At 35.5% G+C, this 18,205-nt stretch carries 15 protein-coding genes; 10 read left to right on the top strand and 5 right to left on the bottom strand.

The features are described from left to right. Positions 1–233 precede the first annotated feature (233 nt). Positions 234–1,970: an adenylate/guanylate cyclase domain-containing protein gene (locus tag EZS29_RS06810; protein ID WP_130607871.1), complete on the top strand. Its 1,737-nt coding sequence runs from the start codon at positions 234–236 to the stop codon at positions 1,968–1,970. On the opposite strand, the gene EZS29_RS06805 is transcribed toward EZS29_RS06810, so the two are convergent. The 4 genes from EZS29_RS06805 to clpP all read right to left on the bottom strand — a co-directional run bounded on the left by EZS29_RS06805 (position 1,967) and on the right by clpP (position 6,970). After that, positions 1,967–2,248, bottom strand: coding sequence for a hypothetical protein (locus EZS29_RS06805; RefSeq protein ID WP_130607869.1), 282 nt, complete (start codon positions 2,246–2,248; stop codon positions 1,967–1,969). The genes EZS29_RS06810 and EZS29_RS06805 overlap by 4 nt on opposite strands. A 103-nt stretch (positions 2,249–2,351) precedes the next feature. After that, positions 2,352–4,805, bottom strand: a complete 2,454-nt coding sequence (gene lon / locus EZS29_RS06800; RefSeq protein ID WP_130607867.1) for an endopeptidase La — start codon at positions 4,803–4,805, stop codon at positions 2,352–2,354. Positions 4,806–4,965: 160 nt separating this feature from the next. Continuing rightward, positions 4,966–6,342, bottom strand: coding sequence for an ATP-dependent Clp protease ATP-binding subunit ClpX (clpX, locus tag EZS29_RS06795; RefSeq protein ID WP_130607865.1), 1,377 nt, complete (start codon positions 6,340–6,342; stop codon positions 4,966–4,968). Positions 6,343–6,361: 19 nt separating this feature from the next. Beyond that, on the bottom strand, positions 6,362–6,970 hold the full coding sequence (clpP, locus tag EZS29_RS06790) for an ATP-dependent Clp endopeptidase proteolytic subunit ClpP (protein ID WP_130607863.1): 609 nt from the start codon (positions 6,968–6,970) through the stop codon (positions 6,362–6,364). A gap of 220 nt (positions 6,971–7,190) precedes the next feature. On the opposite strand from clpP, the gene hemB reads away from it, so the two are divergent. From hemB to EZS29_RS06745, 9 genes are all read left to right on the top strand, one after another. Beyond that, the gene (gene hemB, locus EZS29_RS06785; protein ID WP_130607861.1) at positions 7,191–8,204 is read left to right on the top strand and encodes a porphobilinogen synthase; all 1,014 of its coding nucleotides are present in this window, start codon (positions 7,191–7,193) and stop codon (positions 8,202–8,204) included. Positions 8,205–8,250: 46 nt separating this feature from the next. Then, complete coding sequence (locus EZS29_RS06780) at positions 8,251–8,802, top strand: TIGR00645 family protein (RefSeq protein WP_130612806.1); 552 nt, start codon at positions 8,251–8,253, stop codon at positions 8,800–8,802. A 186-nt stretch (positions 8,803–8,988) separates the two neighbouring features. Next, positions 8,989–11,013, top strand: coding sequence for a DNA mismatch repair endonuclease MutL (mutL, locus tag EZS29_RS06775; protein ID WP_130607859.1), 2,025 nt, complete (start codon positions 8,989–8,991; stop codon positions 11,011–11,013). Further along, positions 10,995–12,020, top strand: a complete 1,026-nt coding sequence (gene miaA, locus EZS29_RS06770) for a tRNA (adenosine(37)-N6)-dimethylallyltransferase MiaA (protein WP_130607857.1) — start codon at positions 10,995–10,997, stop codon at positions 12,018–12,020. The genes mutL and miaA overlap by 19 nt, the downstream gene beginning before the upstream one ends. 97 nt (positions 12,021–12,117) lie before the next feature. Next, positions 12,118–12,912 (top strand): transcriptional repressor LexA, encoded by a 795-nt coding sequence (gene lexA, locus EZS29_RS06765; RefSeq protein ID WP_130607855.1) that lies wholly within the window; start codon positions 12,118–12,120, stop codon positions 12,910–12,912. Between the two features lie 340 nt (positions 12,913–13,252). Beyond that, the gene (locus EZS29_RS06760; protein ID WP_130607853.1) at positions 13,253–14,206 is read left to right on the top strand and encodes an ABC transporter substrate-binding protein; all 954 of its coding nucleotides are present in this window, start codon (positions 13,253–13,255) and stop codon (positions 14,204–14,206) included. Between the two features lie 33 nt (positions 14,207–14,239). Next, positions 14,240–15,100 carry an ABC transporter permease gene (locus EZS29_RS06755; protein WP_172603818.1) on the top strand — a complete coding sequence of 287 codons (861 nt, stop codon included), beginning with the start codon at positions 14,240–14,242 and terminating at the stop codon, positions 15,098–15,100. After that, a complete protein-coding gene (locus EZS29_RS06750; protein WP_130607849.1) occupies positions 15,097–15,777 on the top strand; it encodes an ATP-binding cassette domain-containing protein in 681 nt (226 codons plus the stop codon). Before EZS29_RS06755 ends, EZS29_RS06750 begins: the two co-directional genes overlap by 4 nt. Before the next feature lie 402 nt (positions 15,778–16,179). Then, the gene (locus EZS29_RS06745; protein ID WP_130607847.1) at positions 16,180–17,133 is read left to right on the top strand and encodes an ABC transporter substrate-binding protein; all 954 of its coding nucleotides are present in this window, start codon (positions 16,180–16,182) and stop codon (positions 17,131–17,133) included. A 404-nt stretch (positions 17,134–17,537) separates the two neighbouring features. Here EZS29_RS06745 and EZS29_RS06740 read toward each other — a convergent pair whose 3' ends face one another. After that, positions 17,538–17,999 (bottom strand): hypothetical protein, encoded by a 462-nt coding sequence (locus EZS29_RS06740; RefSeq protein ID WP_130607845.1) that lies wholly within the window; start codon positions 17,997–17,999, stop codon positions 17,538–17,540. Positions 18,000–18,205 lie beyond the last annotated feature (206 nt).

Raw genomic sequence — 18,205 nt, 5'->3', positions numbered from 1 at the left:
TATCAAAGTCAATAAAACACCATTGTCATAGCAATATGCAAAATCAAAGTTCATGCACTTGAAAACGTGATCCATTAAGTGATTATGAGTTCCATGAAACACCTTTGACGATAGGATAGCATGTCTCTTTTTAATTTATTTCAAGTAAAACATACTTAATCCGAACTCAATTTAATCAATTTAGCAATCATTTATTTTAACAGTTTGTATGCAAAGTTAAAAGGGTGTCATACGTGCTCTCCATACGCATTCGTTTTCTGATATCAATGGGTCTACTTGTAAGCATTTCTTCCATAATCTGCCTTTTTTTTGGTGGATGGCTTTTCCTTGAACAACTCAAAACTTCATCTATGAATACTTTAAGTACGGGGCGTGAAGTATTGGGAGCAGTTATAAATTATGAATTTAATAAGCTAAAAAGTGATTCTAAAATATTATCAAACCTGTCTGATTTTATAAAAACAGTGGAAGCGCGACAGAGCCAAGCTGTCTTAAAAGTTGCTAAAAAATTTCAAGAACAAATGGTGATCGATGATTTCTCTAGTTATGACAATGATGGGAATCCCATTGCTTTAGCAGATGAGAAAAGCAAAGATAATATCCTAAATTTTTTTTCCTTAGATAAAAACAAAGACATCGAAAATTCATTTAAACAAGCTTTAAAAGGTCAATCAAGTATTCGATTCCAAGTTGAAAGTGAAAAAGTAAATTTCACTTCAATTTCTCCTGTTATTTCTGATAAAAAATCAATATGTGGCATTCTAACAACCTCGCTCCATCTCGACAATAAATTTACAGATAGAATAAAAGAATTATCAAAAGCAGATATCAGTATATTTGCTAATAGAAAGCTAATTGCGAGTTCACTTGATAGTCAAGAGGAAAAAAATAAAGTACTTGACGAATTTTTGCGATCAAAAGTAAATCAATCTGAAAAACAGAAGATATGGAATATTGACACAGAATTTTATTTACTTACACCCTTTGATAGCAAATATGAAGGCGAGAACATTTATGCTCTATTTTCAGTTTCCAATAAAGAAAATATTTATATATTTGAATACATTAAGCAATTTATTATCTCATTTGGCGTTCTAACAATTACTGTCAGCATTGTTCTGGCAAGTTTAATCTCTTCTGGAATTACACGGGGACTAAAGAAACTAGAAAAAAATGCTATGGCTCTCTCAGCTGGTGATTTAAATATAAAAATTGACACCAGAAAAAATGATGAAGTGGGGAGACTGGCACGAAGTTTCGATAAAATGCGCAATTCAATAGCACAACTTATTCGTAATTTAAAAGAAATAAACGAATCCTATCAAAGATTTGTACCAAGTCAATTTCTTGAAATTTTAAATAAACAGGGTATTTTAAATGTGCAATTAGGAGATAGCAAACAAGTTAATATGACAATTCTCTTTTCTGACATTCGAGATTTCACTACAATTTCAGATAAGTTATCACCTCAAGAAAGCTTTAATTTTCTCAATCAATATTTAAAAATGATTGCTCCTATAATAAAAGAAAAAGGTGGTTTTATCGACAAATATATAGGTGATGCCATCATGGCTCTTTTTCCTACAAAAGCTTCCCATGCTTTAGAATCAGCTATCGAAATGTGTTGCTGTTTGGAAAAATTAAATCTTGAAAGACAAAATCAAGGAAAAAATCCGATGCAGATTGGAATTGGTTTAAACACAGGCTTGGTGGTGATTGGTATTGTCGGAGAAGAACAGAGAATGGATGCAACTGTTATTGGTGATTCTGTGAATGTAGCTTCGCGTATAGAAAGTCTTACAAAGAATCAGGCCAATAAAATTCTTTTGTCACATGAAACGTATTTAGATTTAACTGAAAAGCAAAAAGAGATCGTTAAAAGTATAGGTAAGCATAATTTAAAAGGAAAAGAAGAAGCAGTTCTCCTTTATGAAGTTCAACAGAAAGATATTTTAAAGAATTTAAGTTAAAATCGTTCATCTAAATGTGTAATTATAAAATTATCTCTATATTTATCATCTGCAATGGAAATTAATTCAGAATCTTCAGGATAATATTTAAGTAAAGGGATTAAAGATGATTGTCCTATAATAGAGCGATAAGAATTATCCGCAGATCTGAAACCCCAAATATTATTAAAAACCCAAGGAGAATTATTATAATTTCCAATATAAAGCATAAGAAGCCATATTCCAAACGTTGAAAATATAGATTTTAATTCGAGTGAACAATCATTGAAAAAATACAATCCACCCCATCCATAAGGCCTACAAAGCATTGGATTCATAACTTTTACAAAGTTATTTGGAGAGGTAACAATAAATTAAATACCTAAAATTACTTATTAAATTTTATGCAACTGATATATTATCTTCGACAGATAAATTTCTTTCAACAATATTTTTATTTTCATCTAAGTCTTTCGACGTATTTTCTTCATTTATAAAATATTCTTTTATAACATCTTCCAAAGTGGTAACAAATGAAACATTGACTCTGCGGCGAATCGTGAGGGGCAACTCAGCAAAGGAACCTCGGTTTTTTTCTGGCAAACAGACTTTTCTGATTCCTGCTCGCAACGCGGCCAAAACTTTCTCACGCACTCCGCCGATTGGCAAAATGCGCCCATGTAAAGTAATTTCGCCTGTAACTGCAATATCTTGACTGATTGCTACATTTTTAAAAGCAGAGACGAGGGCAATTGCAATGGCAATTCCTGCACTCGGGCCATCTTTTGGTATGGCGCCTGCAGGCACATGCAAATGAATATCGAAATTTGTGAATTTACTGCTATCAAGTTCGAGTTCTTTTGCCAAACTGCGGACACAACTGAGAGCCGTCTGAGCAGACTCTTTCATCACATCACCCAATTGACCTGTGAGAGTCAGTTTCCCAGTTCCGGTCATCAATTTAACTTCAAGTTCGAGAATCTCACCGCCTGTTTGAGTATAAGCTAGTCCAACTCCAACACCAATTTTTTTATTATAGATGTCGTGATCATCATTAAAGTAACGTTCTTCACCAAGCAATTCTTTGGCAATTTTAGCAGTTACCTTAACTAATTTTCTTTCTTTCCCTTTCTCATCATTTTCTGCTATATATCTCGCTAGTTTTCTAGTTATTGTCGCAATATGCTTTTCTAAACTGCGTAACCCAGATTCGCGAGTATACGCATTTATAACTAAATTAACAGCTGTGTCTTGAAATTGCACAAGATCGGTATTTAAACCATTTTGCTCTATCACTTTTGGAATAATATATTGACGGGTGATTTCAGACTTTTCTTCTTCGCTATAGCCAGACACTTCTATAATTTCCAACCGATCGCGAAGAGCTGCAGGAATAGTATCGAGTCTATTTGCATTAGCGAGAAATATTATTTGGCTTAAATCAAAAGGGACAGAAATGTAGTGATCGGAAAAGGTATGATTCTGTTCAGGATCGAGTACTTCAAGCAGTGCACTTGCAGGATCGCCTTTGTAGTCTGCTCCAAGCTTATCAATTTCATCAAGCATAAGCACAGGATTTCGAGTTCCAACAGTCTTTAACGTCTGGATAATTCTTCCAGGCATGGCTCCTACGTAAGTTCGGCGATGTCCTCTAATCTCTGCTTCATCACGTACGCCACCCAAACTGATTCTGACAAATTTTCTCCCAAGTGCCCTCGCAATACTCCGCCCTAAACTGGTTTTACCCACTCCAGGAGGGCCGACAAAGCAAAGAATAGGGCCTTTTAAATCTGGATTTAATTTCTTGACCGCAATATATTCAAGAATGCGATCTTTTATCTTTTCCAAGCCATAGTGATCTTCATCTAAAATCTTTTTACAATGTGCCATTTCAATTTTAGAGTCACTCATTTTTGCCCAAGGAATATCTACCATCCATTCCAGATATGTTCTGGTTAAGGTTGCTTCACTCGAGTCTTGATTCATTCTTTCCAACCGACGCAATTGCTTTAGGCACTCCGTTTGCCCTTCAGAGCTCATTCCTGTTTTAAGAACTTTGTCACGCAAATCTTCAATTTCATCTTTGCCATCGAGTTCACCCAATTCGTGTTTTAACGCTTTGAGCTGTTCCCTTAAATAATGTTCTCTCTGATTTTTAATGGCATCTTCCCGCCCTTGAGAAAACCCTTTGGAATTTACAGTATAGTTTTCTAACTCGCGCAATAATAAAGTATGAACCCTTCTTAATCTTTCGAAAGGTTCTATCGTTGCTAAAACTTTTTGTGCTTCCACAATTTTTAAACCTAAATTACTTGCGACAAGATCTGCTAATTTACCAACTTCTGTCACATCTTCAAGGAGCATTAAAAGATCTGGAGAAATTGTCCGCCCAAAAGTAACTATTTTCTCTAATTGTTCTTTAACGGCACGACAAAGAGCTTCACTTTCTTGAGAACATTCTTTATCTGGTAACACTCTTAAGTTAACAATCGGAAATGGCTCAGTTTGTTTCAAGTTAATAATACTTCCTTTAGAAACTCCTTGAATGAGAACTTTCGTTCTCCCATCAGGAAGTTTACGTGTGCGCATAACTGTAGCAATAGTGCCCACATCATAGACGTCAAACGGCGGAGGTGTAGATACACGTAATTCGGGATAGGAATCATGCTCACGATTTATTTCTGAGCGAAATGCTGAGAGAAAAATAAATCTATCTTTTGCACATGCAGCTTCAACAGCTCGCATGCAAATATCCTCCGCAACGAAGACGGGTAAAATCATTTGAGGGAAAACCACAATATCTTTTAATGGCAAAAGGGGTAGACTTTCCGCAACTTTATCAATTCCTTGCAGCATAGAATCCTTCCTCTAGTGCAATTGTTTTTAATTTTTCTTATTCTCTTATTTATTTTTACAGATTATTTATAAACTCAGTGAGTCGCAAAAATGGCAGGAAGCAGATAAGACCATATCTGTTGAAAAATTTACTGTGCAAAAATTTCTGCAAAGAAATAATTTATTTCTTTGCAGATGTTTTAACTTTGGCTGCTGTTGTCGAAGCAGGTTGAGTAGCAGATGACTGAGCTCGCGCACGTTGTTCTTGTCTCTGTAGAATTTCTTCTTCGGTTAACAAAATTCTTTCAGGTGGTTTTCCTTCACGAATGCACTCAGGCGTTACCGTAATTTGCTTAACATTTCTTTGTCCAGGAATATCAAACATGGTTTCTAACATCACGTCTTCAAGTATTGCTCGCAAACCGCGTGCACCTGTCTTTCTTTTTATTGCTTCTTGTGAAACAGCTATAAGAGCTTCTTGAGTAAATTCTAAAATAACTCTTTCATAACTAAACAACTTTTGAAATTGCTTAATGATTGAATTTTTAGGTTGAGTTAAAACTTGCACAAGCGCAGATTCATCGAGCTCAGCTAATGTAACAATTACCGGCAAACGTCCCATAAATTCTGGTATCATACCAAATTTTAAGAGATCTTCTACTCTCACTTTAGCAAAGAGATCTGTAACAGACATCTTGGATTTATTCTTAATATCTGCGCCAAATCCCATCGCTGTTTGTTCCATACGATTGCGAATAATTTCCTCCAGCCCTGCAAAAGCCCCACCGCAAATAAATAAAATATTTGTAGTGTCAACTTGGAGAAATTCTTGTTGAGGGTGTTTACGTCCACCTCTTGGGGGTACATTGGCAACAGTTCCTTCAAGAAGTTTAAGCAATGCTTGTTGAACACCTTCACCTGAAACATCACGAGTGATCGATGTGTTTTCACCTTTACGGGCAATTTTGTCAATTTCATCTACATAGGCAATGCCTTTTTGCGCTTGTTCTACATCAAATTCTGCCGCCTGGAGAAGATTTAAAATAATATTTTCAACATCTTCACCAACATAACCGGCTTCAGTTAAGTTAGTTGCATCAGCAATTGTAAAAGGAACCTGTAAAATGCGCGCCATACTTTGCGCTAAAAGGGTTTTACCAGAGCCTGTTGGCCCAATGAGTAAAATGTTGCTTTTAGAGAGCTCAACATCTTCTTTCGCAGCATTCGAACCATGCTCTATGCGCTTGTAGTGGTTATGAACAGCTACTGAAAGAACCTTTTTTGCTCTTTCTTGCCCGATCACATATTCATCAAGAACTTTTTTAATTTCGCTTGGACTTGGAACGCCTTCCGCTATTTGTGCAGCATCGTCTTTTTCCATTTCCTCAGCAATAATTTCATTACAGAGTTCAATACATTCATCACAAATATAAACATTTGGCCCTGCAATGAGCTTTTTAACTTCTCTTTGACTTTTACCGCAAAAACTACAGTGGAGGCCATGAGAGCTGTTTGAGCCACCGCGTCCTGATGAAAATTTTATTCCATTTTGTATCATAACAATTCACTACCTTTTATCAGAGACCCGTAAAAGCCACTCTGTCAGATCTCGGCATTAAAATATCGTCAACCAGACCATAATCCTTAGCTTCAGATGCCGACATGAAAAAATCCCTGTCCGCATCTGCTTCGATATCTGTAATTTTTTTGCCTGTATGAGCAGCTAAGATTTCGTTCAAACGCTTTTTAAGGGAGATGATTTCTTTTGCTTGAATAGCAATATCTGTTGCTTGTCCACCAGCTCCTCCGCTCGGTTGATGAATCATAACACGGCTATTAGGCAATGCATATCGTTTTCCTTTTGCTCCAGCCGCTAAAAGCAGAGCACCCATGCTCGCACATTGCCCAACGCAAAAAGTACGAACCTGCGGGCGAATCACTTGCATTGCATCATAAATTGCTAGACCTGCAGTGACACTTCCTCCAGGGCTATTTATATAAAAACTAATATCTTTTTCAGGATCTTGGGACTCCAGAAAGAGAAGTTGAGCAACAATCAGATTGGCAACTTCATCATAAACTGGGGTGCCAAGAAATACGATTCGATCTTTTAGAAGGCGAGACCACACATCGTAAGAACGTTCTCCTCGATTGGTTTGCTCAACAACTATAGGAACAAGTGGCATAGGTCTTCTCCAAACAATGTGCAGTGGCAAAAATTGCAATTCACTGATTACAAAATAAATATAACCTAGAGTGGATGTTCCTGCAAAGATGATACTGAAAAACTTCAAAGCTAAAGTCTTAAAACACTTGCTTCAAAAACTGCAAATGAACATACTCAACGCAGCCCATTTCAAGAAACTATGAAAAAAGGCTGTTAAATGCAATAAAAAGGAGCAGTAAATGAATCGTTTTCAAGTTTTTCCTGACCTACCTATTGGCAATAATCATATACGCCCACGTCGTCTTAGAATAAATGAAAACATTCGTTCCCTTGTTCAAGAAAATAAATTGCAAAAGACGGATCTCATTTTACCTCTTTTTATTTCTGAAAAAGGAACTAAACGATTTGATATTGAAAGCTTACCTGGAGTTTATCGCACCCCATATGATGATCTTATCAATGAAATTGATGGAATAAAAAAACTTGGCATTCATGCAATTATGCTTTTCCCAGTTATTGACATTTCTCGTAAAGATCTCCTTGGGACGGAAGCATATAATCCAGATGGATTGATTCAAAATAGTATCCGCAAAATTAAAGAAACATTTCCTGATATGATAATTTTCGTTGATGTTGCACTTGATCCATATACAACCCACGGACATGATGGAATTATTAATGAAAAAGGCTATGTTTTAAACGATGAAACCGTTGAAGTGTTGTGCAAACAATCACTCTCCTATGCAGCTTGCGGAGTCGATTTCGTTTGTCCAAGCGATATGATGGATGGAAGAATAGCAGCCATTCGCACAACTCTCGATACCGAAGGTTATACTGGGACAGGAATTTTAGCTTACAGTGCAAAATATGCTTCGGCTTTTTATGGCCCCTTTCGCGAAGCAATATCTTCTGGCGCACGCAGTTTAGACAAAAAAACTTATCAACTCAATCCCGCCAATTCCCGTGAAGCAGTGCGCGAAGCAATACTTGACATTCAAGAAGGCGCGGATATGGTTATGGTTAAACCAGGTTTACCTTACTTGGACATTGTGACAAGAATTAAAAGTGAAAGTGAAGTGCCCGTGGTTATTTATCAAGTCAGCGGCGAGTATGCTATGCTTAAGTGCGCAGCACAAAATAATCTGATTGATGAAAAAGCAGCGGTTCTCGAAAGCCTTCTTTCAATGAAACGCGCTGGAGCGGATCTCATTGTTACGTATTATGCGAAATGGATTTGTGAAAATATATTATAAATTATTTTAATATATATTTTATGTGAGTGAGGATAAATTACAATTGATGCAAAATAAAATAGCTAAAAAAAGAGAATTAGTTGAACATGTATTAGAATATATTATTTTTGCAAGCCGCTGGCTGCAAGCGCCAATGTATTTTGGCCTTATCGCAGTTCAAATAATATATACTTATAAATTTATTCTTGAGCTCGTCCATACAATTGGTTCCGCAGATGTCAGTTCCGAACTCCAAATTTTGCTTGGCATTTTAAGTCTCGTTGACATCACAATGGTTGCAAACTTAGTGGCTATGGTGATCATTGGTGGATATGCAACATTTGTAAGCAAATTAAATCTTGATCACCATGATGACAAACCTGATTGGCTCGATCACATTGATCCTGGCGCAATTAAAGTAAAGTTAGCAAGTTCATTGATAGGTATATCAAGTATTCATTTATTACGATCTTTTATCGATATTGATAAAATGGAAATTGATAAAATTAAATGGCAGATTATCATTCATATGACCTTTATTGCTTCAACACTTTTTTTATCTTTAACAGAATATATTATGTCAAAGAAACAAACGCATTCTCATGATCATCGTCCATAAAAAAAAATGGACTTCATAACGCTTTTTCAAACTTTTAATTAACAATTGATGGTTTAACTGAAGAACGGTATCCTGCCTTTAACAAGAACACATACAATAGAACGGGGTGTGTTTTTGCAATTATTATAAAAAATAAATAATAATGAATTAACTTAAATTAATTCATTATTCTGTAGGAGAACTCCTTTGCTACAAAATGAGATCAGACATCTAAACGATGAACTTATAAATCAAATAAAAGCCGGAGAAGTTGTTGAAAGACCTTATAATGTCATAAAGGAATTGGTAGAAAACTCCATCGATGCAGGCTCTAAACACATTTCCATCGAACTGCTCGATGGCGGAAAGCAAATGATACGCATTGCAGATGATGGTTATGGCATGTCCGCAAAAAATCTTTCCCTTGCACTGGAAAGACATGCTACCAGTAAGATTTCTCAATTTAAAGATTTAGACACTCTACTCAGTTTTGGTTTTCGGGGAGAAGCCTTGCCAAGTATTGCATCTGTGTCACATTTCTCTATAAAATCACGCCCACACGATCAAGATTTGGGCCGTGAAATTACTTTAAACTGTGGGAAGCGTATTTCAGAAAAAGATGTCTCGACATCAGTTGGCACAACTGTGCAAGTCAAAGATCTTTTTTCTGGCGTCCCTGTTAGATTAAAGTTTCTAAAATCAACTGCAACTGAATTCGCGCATATTCACGATTTCTTAACCGCTGTTTCTTTAGCTTTTTATAATATTACTTTTCGATTATCTCACAATGGCAGAGAAGTTTTTAATTATAAAGCAAAAAATTCTTCTGCGGATCGTTTTACTGAAATATTTAACTTTAATGCAAAAGATTTTACCGAAATAAACTATACGCGTGGATCTTTTAAATTAACAGGCTTCATAGGTTTACCACACACCGCCAAAACAACACCGAGTCATTTCATAACTTTTGTCAATGGCCGTTATGTTAAAGATAAAATTGTTCGCACAGGAGTTATTCAAGCATACCAAGGATTGCTCTTAAAAGGGCTCGTTGCACCCGCAATTATTTTTGTAGAAGTGGATCCCTCTTGGGTTGATGTGAATGCCCATCCGTCCAAAGTTGAAGTCCGATTTTATGACAATGCTGTTATACAAGATCTGATTTATATCGGAATTCAAAACACATTAAAAGAAGCCATTCATAATAAAGCATCGCGGACTTCGACACAAGAGTCCAATGATTCTCACCCCTCTTTGCCGAAAGTTGAATCTGTTCAAACGATCCCTAAATATGAAGCACAAAATTATCAAGAATTATCGCCCAAAAGTTCTGCTGTTCAAACGATCCCTAAGTATGAAAAAACTTTATCCTCATCGCTCAATAATTCTTCAAATAGCAATCAATTTAAAAAAGATTACAGTTACAATCTCAAAGGGAATTCCGTTGGGAAACTGAAAACCGATGAAACGAGTTATGAAAAAAATAATATTTTAAATGATAAAGTTATAGAAAAAACCTCACCAAGAATAAATCAAGAGAAATTATTTACAGAAATAAAAACTTCAATTTTTGATTCTGCAATTTATTTAGGACAATTCGCTCAATGCTTTTTATTGCTTGAAATATCTAAAGAACTTTGGATAATTGACCAACATGCTTTTCATGAAAGAATATTATTTGAAGAACTCATTGTTTCCCATATGAATAAAATGATACTTAAACAACAATTATTAACACCCGTAATTATTCCATCAACAGAAATTATTTCAGAGATTATTTCTGAAGATAAAAATAAAATAGACAACCTCGGTTTTCAAATTGAAATCTTAAAAAATAACCATATTGCAATTCATTCTTTTCCAAGCTTTCTGACCCCACAAAAAATACCAGAAGTTTTTGATGAAATCATTGCACGTATACTTACATTCAACGGAATACCACAAACCGAAATTCACCCACTTATTGAAAAAGCTCAAAAAATAAACAAGGAATTTATTGAACTCAATATGCAGTCTCAAGCTTTAGATAGTGAAAAAATATATCATCTTTTATTTGCAACGATAGCCTGCCATAGTGCTGTTAGAGCAGGTGACCCATTGAATGAAGAACTGGTCAAAAGATTATTAGGGCGCGCAAAAGATGTTGATTTTTACGCCCACTGCCCACATGGTCGACCAGTTATTCGTAAATTTTCTGAGAAGGATATTTCTACGTGGTTTCAAAGGACATAATTCAAACAGGCAACCTTTTCGCTTTTATATTTATCGGACCTACTGCGAGCGGCAAATCTGGGTTGGCGCATACTTTAGTTGATCAATTTGCAGCAGAAGGTAAAAAATGCGAGATAGTCAATTTAGATGCTTTTCAAATATATAAAGAACTTTCTGCTGGTACAGCAAAACCGAGCGCAGAAGAACGACAAAATTATATTTATCACTGTATCGATCTCATACATATAAATGAAAATTTAGATGCCAATACATTTGCGAAGAAAGTAACTGAGACTTGTAAAGAAATTATCGATAGGGGTCATATTCCATTTTGCGTTGGTGGCAGTGGTCTCTATCTTCGCGCTTTTTTACATGGTCTCGATAACTTTCCTGCTCGCAATGATGAATTTCGTGAAAAATTAAGGATTCTAGCAGAAACAAACGGTTGGCCATGGTGTCATGAGTGGTTAAATCAAGTTGATCCTATACGGGCACAAGAATTACATCCAAATGATAAAACCCGAATCGAAAGAGCACTTGAAATCTATATTTTAACAGGAATACCGATGAGCACTCTCCGCTCTAAAACGGGGGTTCTGAATGATCAAGAAACGCTCTTCCCTTGTTACGTAATTCATCTTGAACCCGAAGATGATAAATTGAAAGAACGTATTAAAACAAGAGTTCCTATTTTATTTAATCATGGTTGGATTGAAGAAGTTAAGGTATTATATGAGAAATATGGTGATGAGCTTGCAAAATTCCATGCAATTCAAGCTATAGGCTACAAAGAAGTTTTAAACTTTATAAAAGAATGCAAAATTCACCCAGACACACTAAATAAACAAGAATATATCAATACATTACAAGAAAGAATTGCTACTCTCACATGGCAATATGCTAAAAGACAAGGAACTTGGAATGCAAAAGAAAAAAGAGATTTCGTTGTTACTTCTATAAATAAAAGCGTCATTAATAAACTTAAAAAGGAAATGGAACACAAAATAAAAGACTTTATTTCGACTTAGACAAATTAAGTTAACTAAGCTTCTTGATAGCTGCGCAAAAAAAGAGTACCATATCTTCGTATGGTACTCTTTTTTTCTTGAATTCGAGAGGCTTTCAATGCTCGAACTTACTCATGTACAACGTAAAGTAATGGAATTTATCCTCAATCACATGGATTCCACTGGCACTCCACCAACTATCCGGGAAATTGCAAATTATTTCCAATGGAAATCCGTTGGCAGTGCCCAAGATGTTATAGCTGCCTTAAGAAAAAAGGGTTTGTTACTATCACCTATGCCAGGGAAGTCACGTCAATTGGTGCCCACTGCGGCTGTACTCGATGGAATATTTAATCAATATCCAGCTGTTAACACTCTTTCTCATAAGAGTCGCTTTACCAGCGCAAAGAAAAAATATTTAGAGAAAATGAATAACTCGAATGTCTTACCAGGATTCGAAGATCTTTTGAGAGTGCCTATGCTCGGAATTGTCCAAGCGGGAAACCCACATGAAGCTATTGAAAATGCCGGAGAATTTATAATATTTCCGAGTGTAGCTCGCAATACTTTGCGCGATGGCAAAGTATTCGCTTTAAATATAGAAGGTTATAGTATGTTAAACGTGGGTTTTCTGCCAAAAGACATAATTTTGGTAGAAACGATTCAGACGGCTCATGATCGTGATATTGTTGTGGCCTACCTGAATCAAGGTGAAGTCACAGTCAAAAGATACGCTCAAAAAGGATCTGCACTCTATAAACTCGCATTGAAGAATATTTCTCACAAAAATCCTCTGCCTCCTGCTTTTTTAGTACCTGAAAACCCCGATTTTGAACCCATTCCCTTTGGCATTGATGAATCGGATAAAATTATTGGGATAGTTCGATCCCTTTATAGAAAATCTGTTTTCTAAAATTTAAGCAAAAAGTTTTCAATTCTTACTTGCCAATAGCATTAAAAATAGATAGTCTAGCAGCTGTCATCGTACGTGTTAATGTTATGACAAATTCTAACATTCTCATTTAAAATGAATGACTTAAGCAATCGATACGGAGCAAATAATGCAAACGAAAATAAGATCTAAAGTAATACAGCGAGAAACTCAGCTTTCTTCACCTTTATCTTCTTCCTGCGTGACCTCCTATTTTACCAATCGATTTTATTTCTTTTTTTAAAAATTCCTTTATCTAAAAATTAAATATTATTTTAAAATACATTTTTGTATTTAAATTACATTTGTGGAGTTTACATTCATGACCAAAAAGATCATAGCACTTCTCTTAGGTTTAATTGCCATTTTAGCAGCAGTTGTTTTATTAAAAAGAAATAATCCAAAAGAAAATCACATCACAATCGGAATTTTACAAACTGCATCATTCCCCCCATTAGATGATTCAGCGAAAGGTTTTATTTCCGAAATTAAAAAAGAACTGGGTGATAATGTAACTGTTATTGAACAGAATGCTCAAGGCTCTTTGATGCAAGCTCAAGCAATTGCTTCAAGCTTCAAAGCAAATAAAAGCATTTCAGGCTTTTTTGCTATTGCAACACCAGCTGTGCAAGCATTAAAATCAGAGGTTAAAAACAGACCTATTACTTTTGCAGCAGTGACAGATCCTATTGGCTTGCATTTAAGAGAAGCTGGTTCAAATATCACTGGCGCATCGGACATGGCAGATATTGAAAAACAAATTTCAATTCTAAGAGAGATAATGCCTAAGTTAACAAAAGTTGCTTTATTATACAATCCAGGCGAAACAAACTCTGTGCTCTTAGTTAGACTAATGAAAACAACATTAGACAAATATGGCATTGCTTATCAAGACAATGGAGCAAATAGCCAGGCAGATGTTGCTGCAGCTGCTCAACATGCTGCACAAAACTCTGATCTTATTCTTATTCCAACAGACAATACGATTGCTTCTGCATTACCAATCGTTCGTCAAATTGCAGATAAAGCCAATACCCCTTTTGTCACAACTTGGACGGGTGAAAGCGAAGGGCCACTTATGCAATTCGGTGTCGACTACACTCAATCAGGCGTCCAAGCAGCTCAACTCATGAAAAAAATATTAATTGATGGTATAAAACCTATGGACTTACCCGTAGTATCGCCGAGTAGCAGTATACTTATAAGTTCAAAAGTTGTAGAGAGACTTGGGCTCGTTATTCCTGAGTCTATTAAAGACAGCGTATCGTTAATGTAATCTGATTTTTCTGTTTAGTTAGGATAAATGAGCATGATGTCGTTTTTGCCTGTTGTTATCGGTATTTTTGAACGTGGTTTTATTGGTGCTTTTATCGTCATGGCCATTTATCTCGCATCTCGAGTTATGAAATTTGATGACTTCAGTATTGAAGGCACTTTTGGTTTAGGCGGAGCCGTTGTTGCTTGGTCACTTTTGCACAAAACAGATCCTTGGCTAGCTTTGCTTTTTGGCTGCCTCGCCGGCGGTATTTCAGGCAGCGTTACCGGTTTGCTGCATACAAAACTTGGATTAAACAAATTAATATCAGGTATTGTTGTAACGACAATGCTTTTTTCTATTAGTATTAATATTGGTGGAGCGAATGTTGCCCTTGGCAATGCTCCAACTATATTTTCTCTTATTCATTTCATTCCTTTTGGCACCTTAATTCTGCTTGCTGCTATGGCACTTTCTGTTGCTTTTATCTTTATTTGGTATATGAAAACTGAAAATGGATTTATTTTAAGATCAACAGGCATAAATGAACAATTTGTGACTTCACTTGGTAAAAGTGTGCCTTTATATATCACTCTTTCTTTAATTTTAGCCAACTCGTTAAGCGCTTTAGCTGGTGGAATATTTGTCCAATACAGTGGTTTTTTTTCTGCCTTTGGTAATGTTGGTATATTAATTGCAGCACTTGCAGGTTGTATGATTGCAGAGCTATTAGCATTAAATATGTTTATTATGGCGATTCTGGGTTCCATTGTTTATCAATTGATAATTGCAATTACAATAGAATTCCAAGTTGAACCTTCATGGCAAAAATTGATAACAGGACTCCTTATAGTAGTTATTCTAGTTGTCAAAAAATTAGAAAGTAAAAAATCTAAAGGAACTGTTGCAGTATGATTAAATTAGAAAATGTAAATGTTGAGTTTGGAGAATTTAAAGCTCTACAAGATATTAACTGCTCCATTAATGCCAAAGATTTTATTCTTATTCTCGGCCACAATGGTGCCGGAAAGAGCACTTTACTTGATGTCGTTTCTGGCAGACTTTCCCCAACCAGCGGGAAAATTCTGCGCAATAATGAAGAAATATCAGCCCTCTCCGAAGCAAAAAGAGCTCGCTTTATCAGCCGCGTATTTCAAAATACCCACATGGGTTCTGTCTCAACAATGACCGTTGCTGAAAACTTAGCTATGGCCACGCTTAAAAGCAAAAAAGCTGGCTTTAAAAGCGCTATCAAGAACTTTCCAGAACAAATAGTAGAAGAAACATTAAAACCATTAGGTTTAAGACTTGAAGAGTTGTTAAACACCCCGATTGGAATTCTTTCTGGGGGACAACGACAAATTATTACAATTATCATGGCGACCCTATGCGAACCTGACATTCTTTTATTAGATGAACCTACGGCCGCTTTGGATCCCGTTTCAACTGAAAATCTACTCCAATTTGTGCAAAACTTCACGAAGAATCGCAATATGGCCACTATGATGATCACTCATGCAGAACAGCAAGCAAAATTCCTCGCGAATCGCACTTGGGTTTTGCAAAAAGGCCAGCTGAACACAGGTTCTTAAATTATATATAGAGAGGTTGTTGCTAATACTTAGCAACAAAAGCAATATCTGCAATTAAATGCATGATAATGCATTTAATTTTGTGAGCAAATAGTTACTAAGACTTGCCAATATATGGAAAAAAAGTTATCATGCTTGCTGTCATAGTGCGAAGAAGAGTTAACTAAACAGTAGGCTTTATCGTACAATATGGATGACTCAAGCAAACGACACGGAGCAGAGCAATGCAAACGAATATAGGGTTTATAGAAACAGAGCATAATTTTCAGTTTTCTTTACCATTCTCATCCGCACGTAAAACTTCATATTTAGCCTACCGTTACTATTTCTTTTTTTAATAAATTCCTTTAATTTAAAAATTAAATATTTTAGTATTAAACTACTTTTGTGGAGTTAACTCACATGAATAAAAAAATTATTGCACTTATTTTGGGCTTAGTTGTAATTTTAGGCACAGTTCTATTTATAAAGAGAAATAATACCGCTGCAGGTCATTACACAATTGGTGTTCTGCAAACTGCATCTTTTCCAGCTTTAGATGACACCATGCGTGGTTTTTTGTCTGAAATTAAAAAAGAACTCGGGGATAAAATAACAATAATTGAACAAAATGCTCAAGGCTCAATGATGCAAGCACAAGCGATTGCTTCAAGCTTTAAAGCAAATAAGAGTATTTCTGGTTTTTATGCTATCGCCACACCGGCTGTCCAAGCATTAAAATCTGAAATTAAAAATAGACCCATTGCCTTTGCCGCTGTAACAGACCCAGAAGGTCTGCATTTAAGAGAAAGTGACTCGAATATCACCGGTGCAACAGATATGGCCGATATAGAAAAACAGATCACAATAATGCGAGCGCTCTTACCTAACGTAACAAAAGTTTCTTTATTATATAATCCAGGTGAACCCAATTCTGTTATTATTGTTAAACAAATGAAAATCTCCTTGGATAAATTTGGCATCGCATACCAAGATAATGGCGCAAATAGCCAAGCAGATGTTGCTGCAGCAGCTCAACATGCCGCAATCAATTCACAAGCTATTCTTATTCCAACAGACAATACCATTGCTTCTGCTTTTCCTATCGTACGACAAATTGCCGACAAAGCACATGTGCCAATAATTGCAACAGGGACAGCAGAAAAAAAGGGACCTCTTATGCAATTTGGTGTGGATTATTTTCAATCCGGTGTGCAGGCAGCTCAACTCTTGAAAAAAATGCTTGTCGATGGCATTAAACCAATAGATTTGCCTATCGTTGCTCCAACAAGTAGTATTTTAATCAGTGAAAGCGAATTAAAGAAATTTTCCATCGAAATTCCTGAGTCTTTAAAAGATAGTATTACTCTAATTTAATTTTTGTGTGATTTTAAATATATAAGTTTTTTGATTATTATTTAAACTCTCGGTAAAAGAAATAGCATCCTTTCAGGGCAGAGTTGCTGGCCGCAAATACCCTTCAAGAATGCTTTTCTTTTATCTAAATCTTAGGCTAAATAAGCCAACTTATATTTTTAAAATCGTTTTATTGGGCTCGCTTCGAAAGTTTTACTCAGGCTTATATTCAGTATTCTCTGATACTTCAAAAACATCAAAAGTAAGTCGCTTAAATCTTCACAGCGAAGATAAAATTTAGAGAGGAAAGTAAGCTAAGGTCTTCGAAGGGTATTTGCGGACAGCAACTCTGCCCTGAGAAGCCCTTAGCTTACTCAAACCAGAAGAAATTAATACAAAACAAACTGATGATTTATCCGCCACCTTTATTTAAAATATAAATTCATTCCATAATTCGTTGAGTTACAATCCGCATTATTTGAACGAATGTCGTAACGATCCATTTGCCCAGGCCCATAAGGTGCCACTATAAAAATGCAAGAAACTCTTCCTTTACTGAGCATAGGATTGGGCTGCGCATCATTCCTTACACCCATAAAGGAATAAGTTGAATTGAATCCTTTCGAAGCATTTACAACCATACCCAATTTCTTAACTTCTTTTGGTTGTAAAGAAATCTTTTGGTTTATAATATCAACTTCTGAACAAGAAGAATCTACAAATGAAATATTATTTTCATAAAGGCGAGAGATCTGCACGAGCCATTCCGTTTGTGAATCATTTTGCAAAGTGTACCAAACATGTACTCTAGGATTACATTGAGGATTCTGTGCAAAGGCATTTAAAGATAGCAATGCAGAAGCTAAAATAATTAATTTTGTTTTCACGATGATCTCCTATATAGCAAAAAACTTATTGAGAATGATTATTAATATCATTAATAGAACTTGTCAAGTTGGTTAAAGAAAAAACAAATATTATTATTCAATCAATTTAGTTATTTTATTGACAAATATTTTTAACTAGATTATTATACTTTTATACTTAATTAATTTTTTTTGAATGAGGAATAAATAAAATTGAAAATAACAAT

The sequence above is a fragment of the Fluviispira sanaruensis genome (assembly GCF_004295685.1).
In the GTDB taxonomy this organism is placed as follows: Bacteria; Bdellovibrionota_B; Oligoflexia; order Silvanigrellales; family Silvanigrellaceae; genus Silvanigrella; species Silvanigrella sanaruensis.
The sequence above is the reverse complement of the archived record's forward strand: the minus strand, read 5'-3'. Positions and strand labels throughout refer to the sequence as shown.

What these genes read in the sequence shown, in the direction of transcription:
- lon (WP_130607867.1), bottom strand. Translation starts at nt 4,805, where the DNA reads ATGCTGCAAGGAATTGATAAAGTTGCGGAAAGTCTACCCCTTTTGCCA.
- clpX (WP_130607865.1), bottom strand. Translation starts at nt 6,342, where the DNA reads ATGATACAAAATGGAATAAAATTTTCATCAGGACGCGGTGGCTCAAAC.
- clpP (WP_130607863.1), bottom strand. Translation starts at nt 6,970, where the DNA reads ATGCCACTTGTTCCTATAGTTGTTGAGCAAACCAATCGAGGAGAACGT.
- hemB (WP_130607861.1), top strand. Translation starts at nt 7,191, where the DNA reads ATGAATCGTTTTCAAGTTTTTCCTGACCTACCTATTGGCAATAATCAT.
- EZS29_RS06780 (WP_130612806.1), top strand. Translation starts at nt 8,251, where the DNA reads ATGCAAAATAAAATAGCTAAAAAAAGAGAATTAGTTGAACATGTATTA.
- lexA (WP_130607855.1), top strand. Translation starts at nt 12,118, where the DNA reads ATGCTCGAACTTACTCATGTACAACGTAAAGTAATGGAATTTATCCTC.
- EZS29_RS06760 (WP_130607853.1), top strand. Translation starts at nt 13,253, where the DNA reads ATGACCAAAAAGATCATAGCACTTCTCTTAGGTTTAATTGCCATTTTA.
- EZS29_RS06755 (WP_172603818.1), top strand. Translation starts at nt 14,240, where the DNA reads ATGATGTCGTTTTTGCCTGTTGTTATCGGTATTTTTGAACGTGGTTTT.
- EZS29_RS06750 (WP_130607849.1), top strand. Translation starts at nt 15,097, where the DNA reads ATGATTAAATTAGAAAATGTAAATGTTGAGTTTGGAGAATTTAAAGCT.
- EZS29_RS06745 (WP_130607847.1), top strand. Translation starts at nt 16,180, where the DNA reads ATGAATAAAAAAATTATTGCACTTATTTTGGGCTTAGTTGTAATTTTA.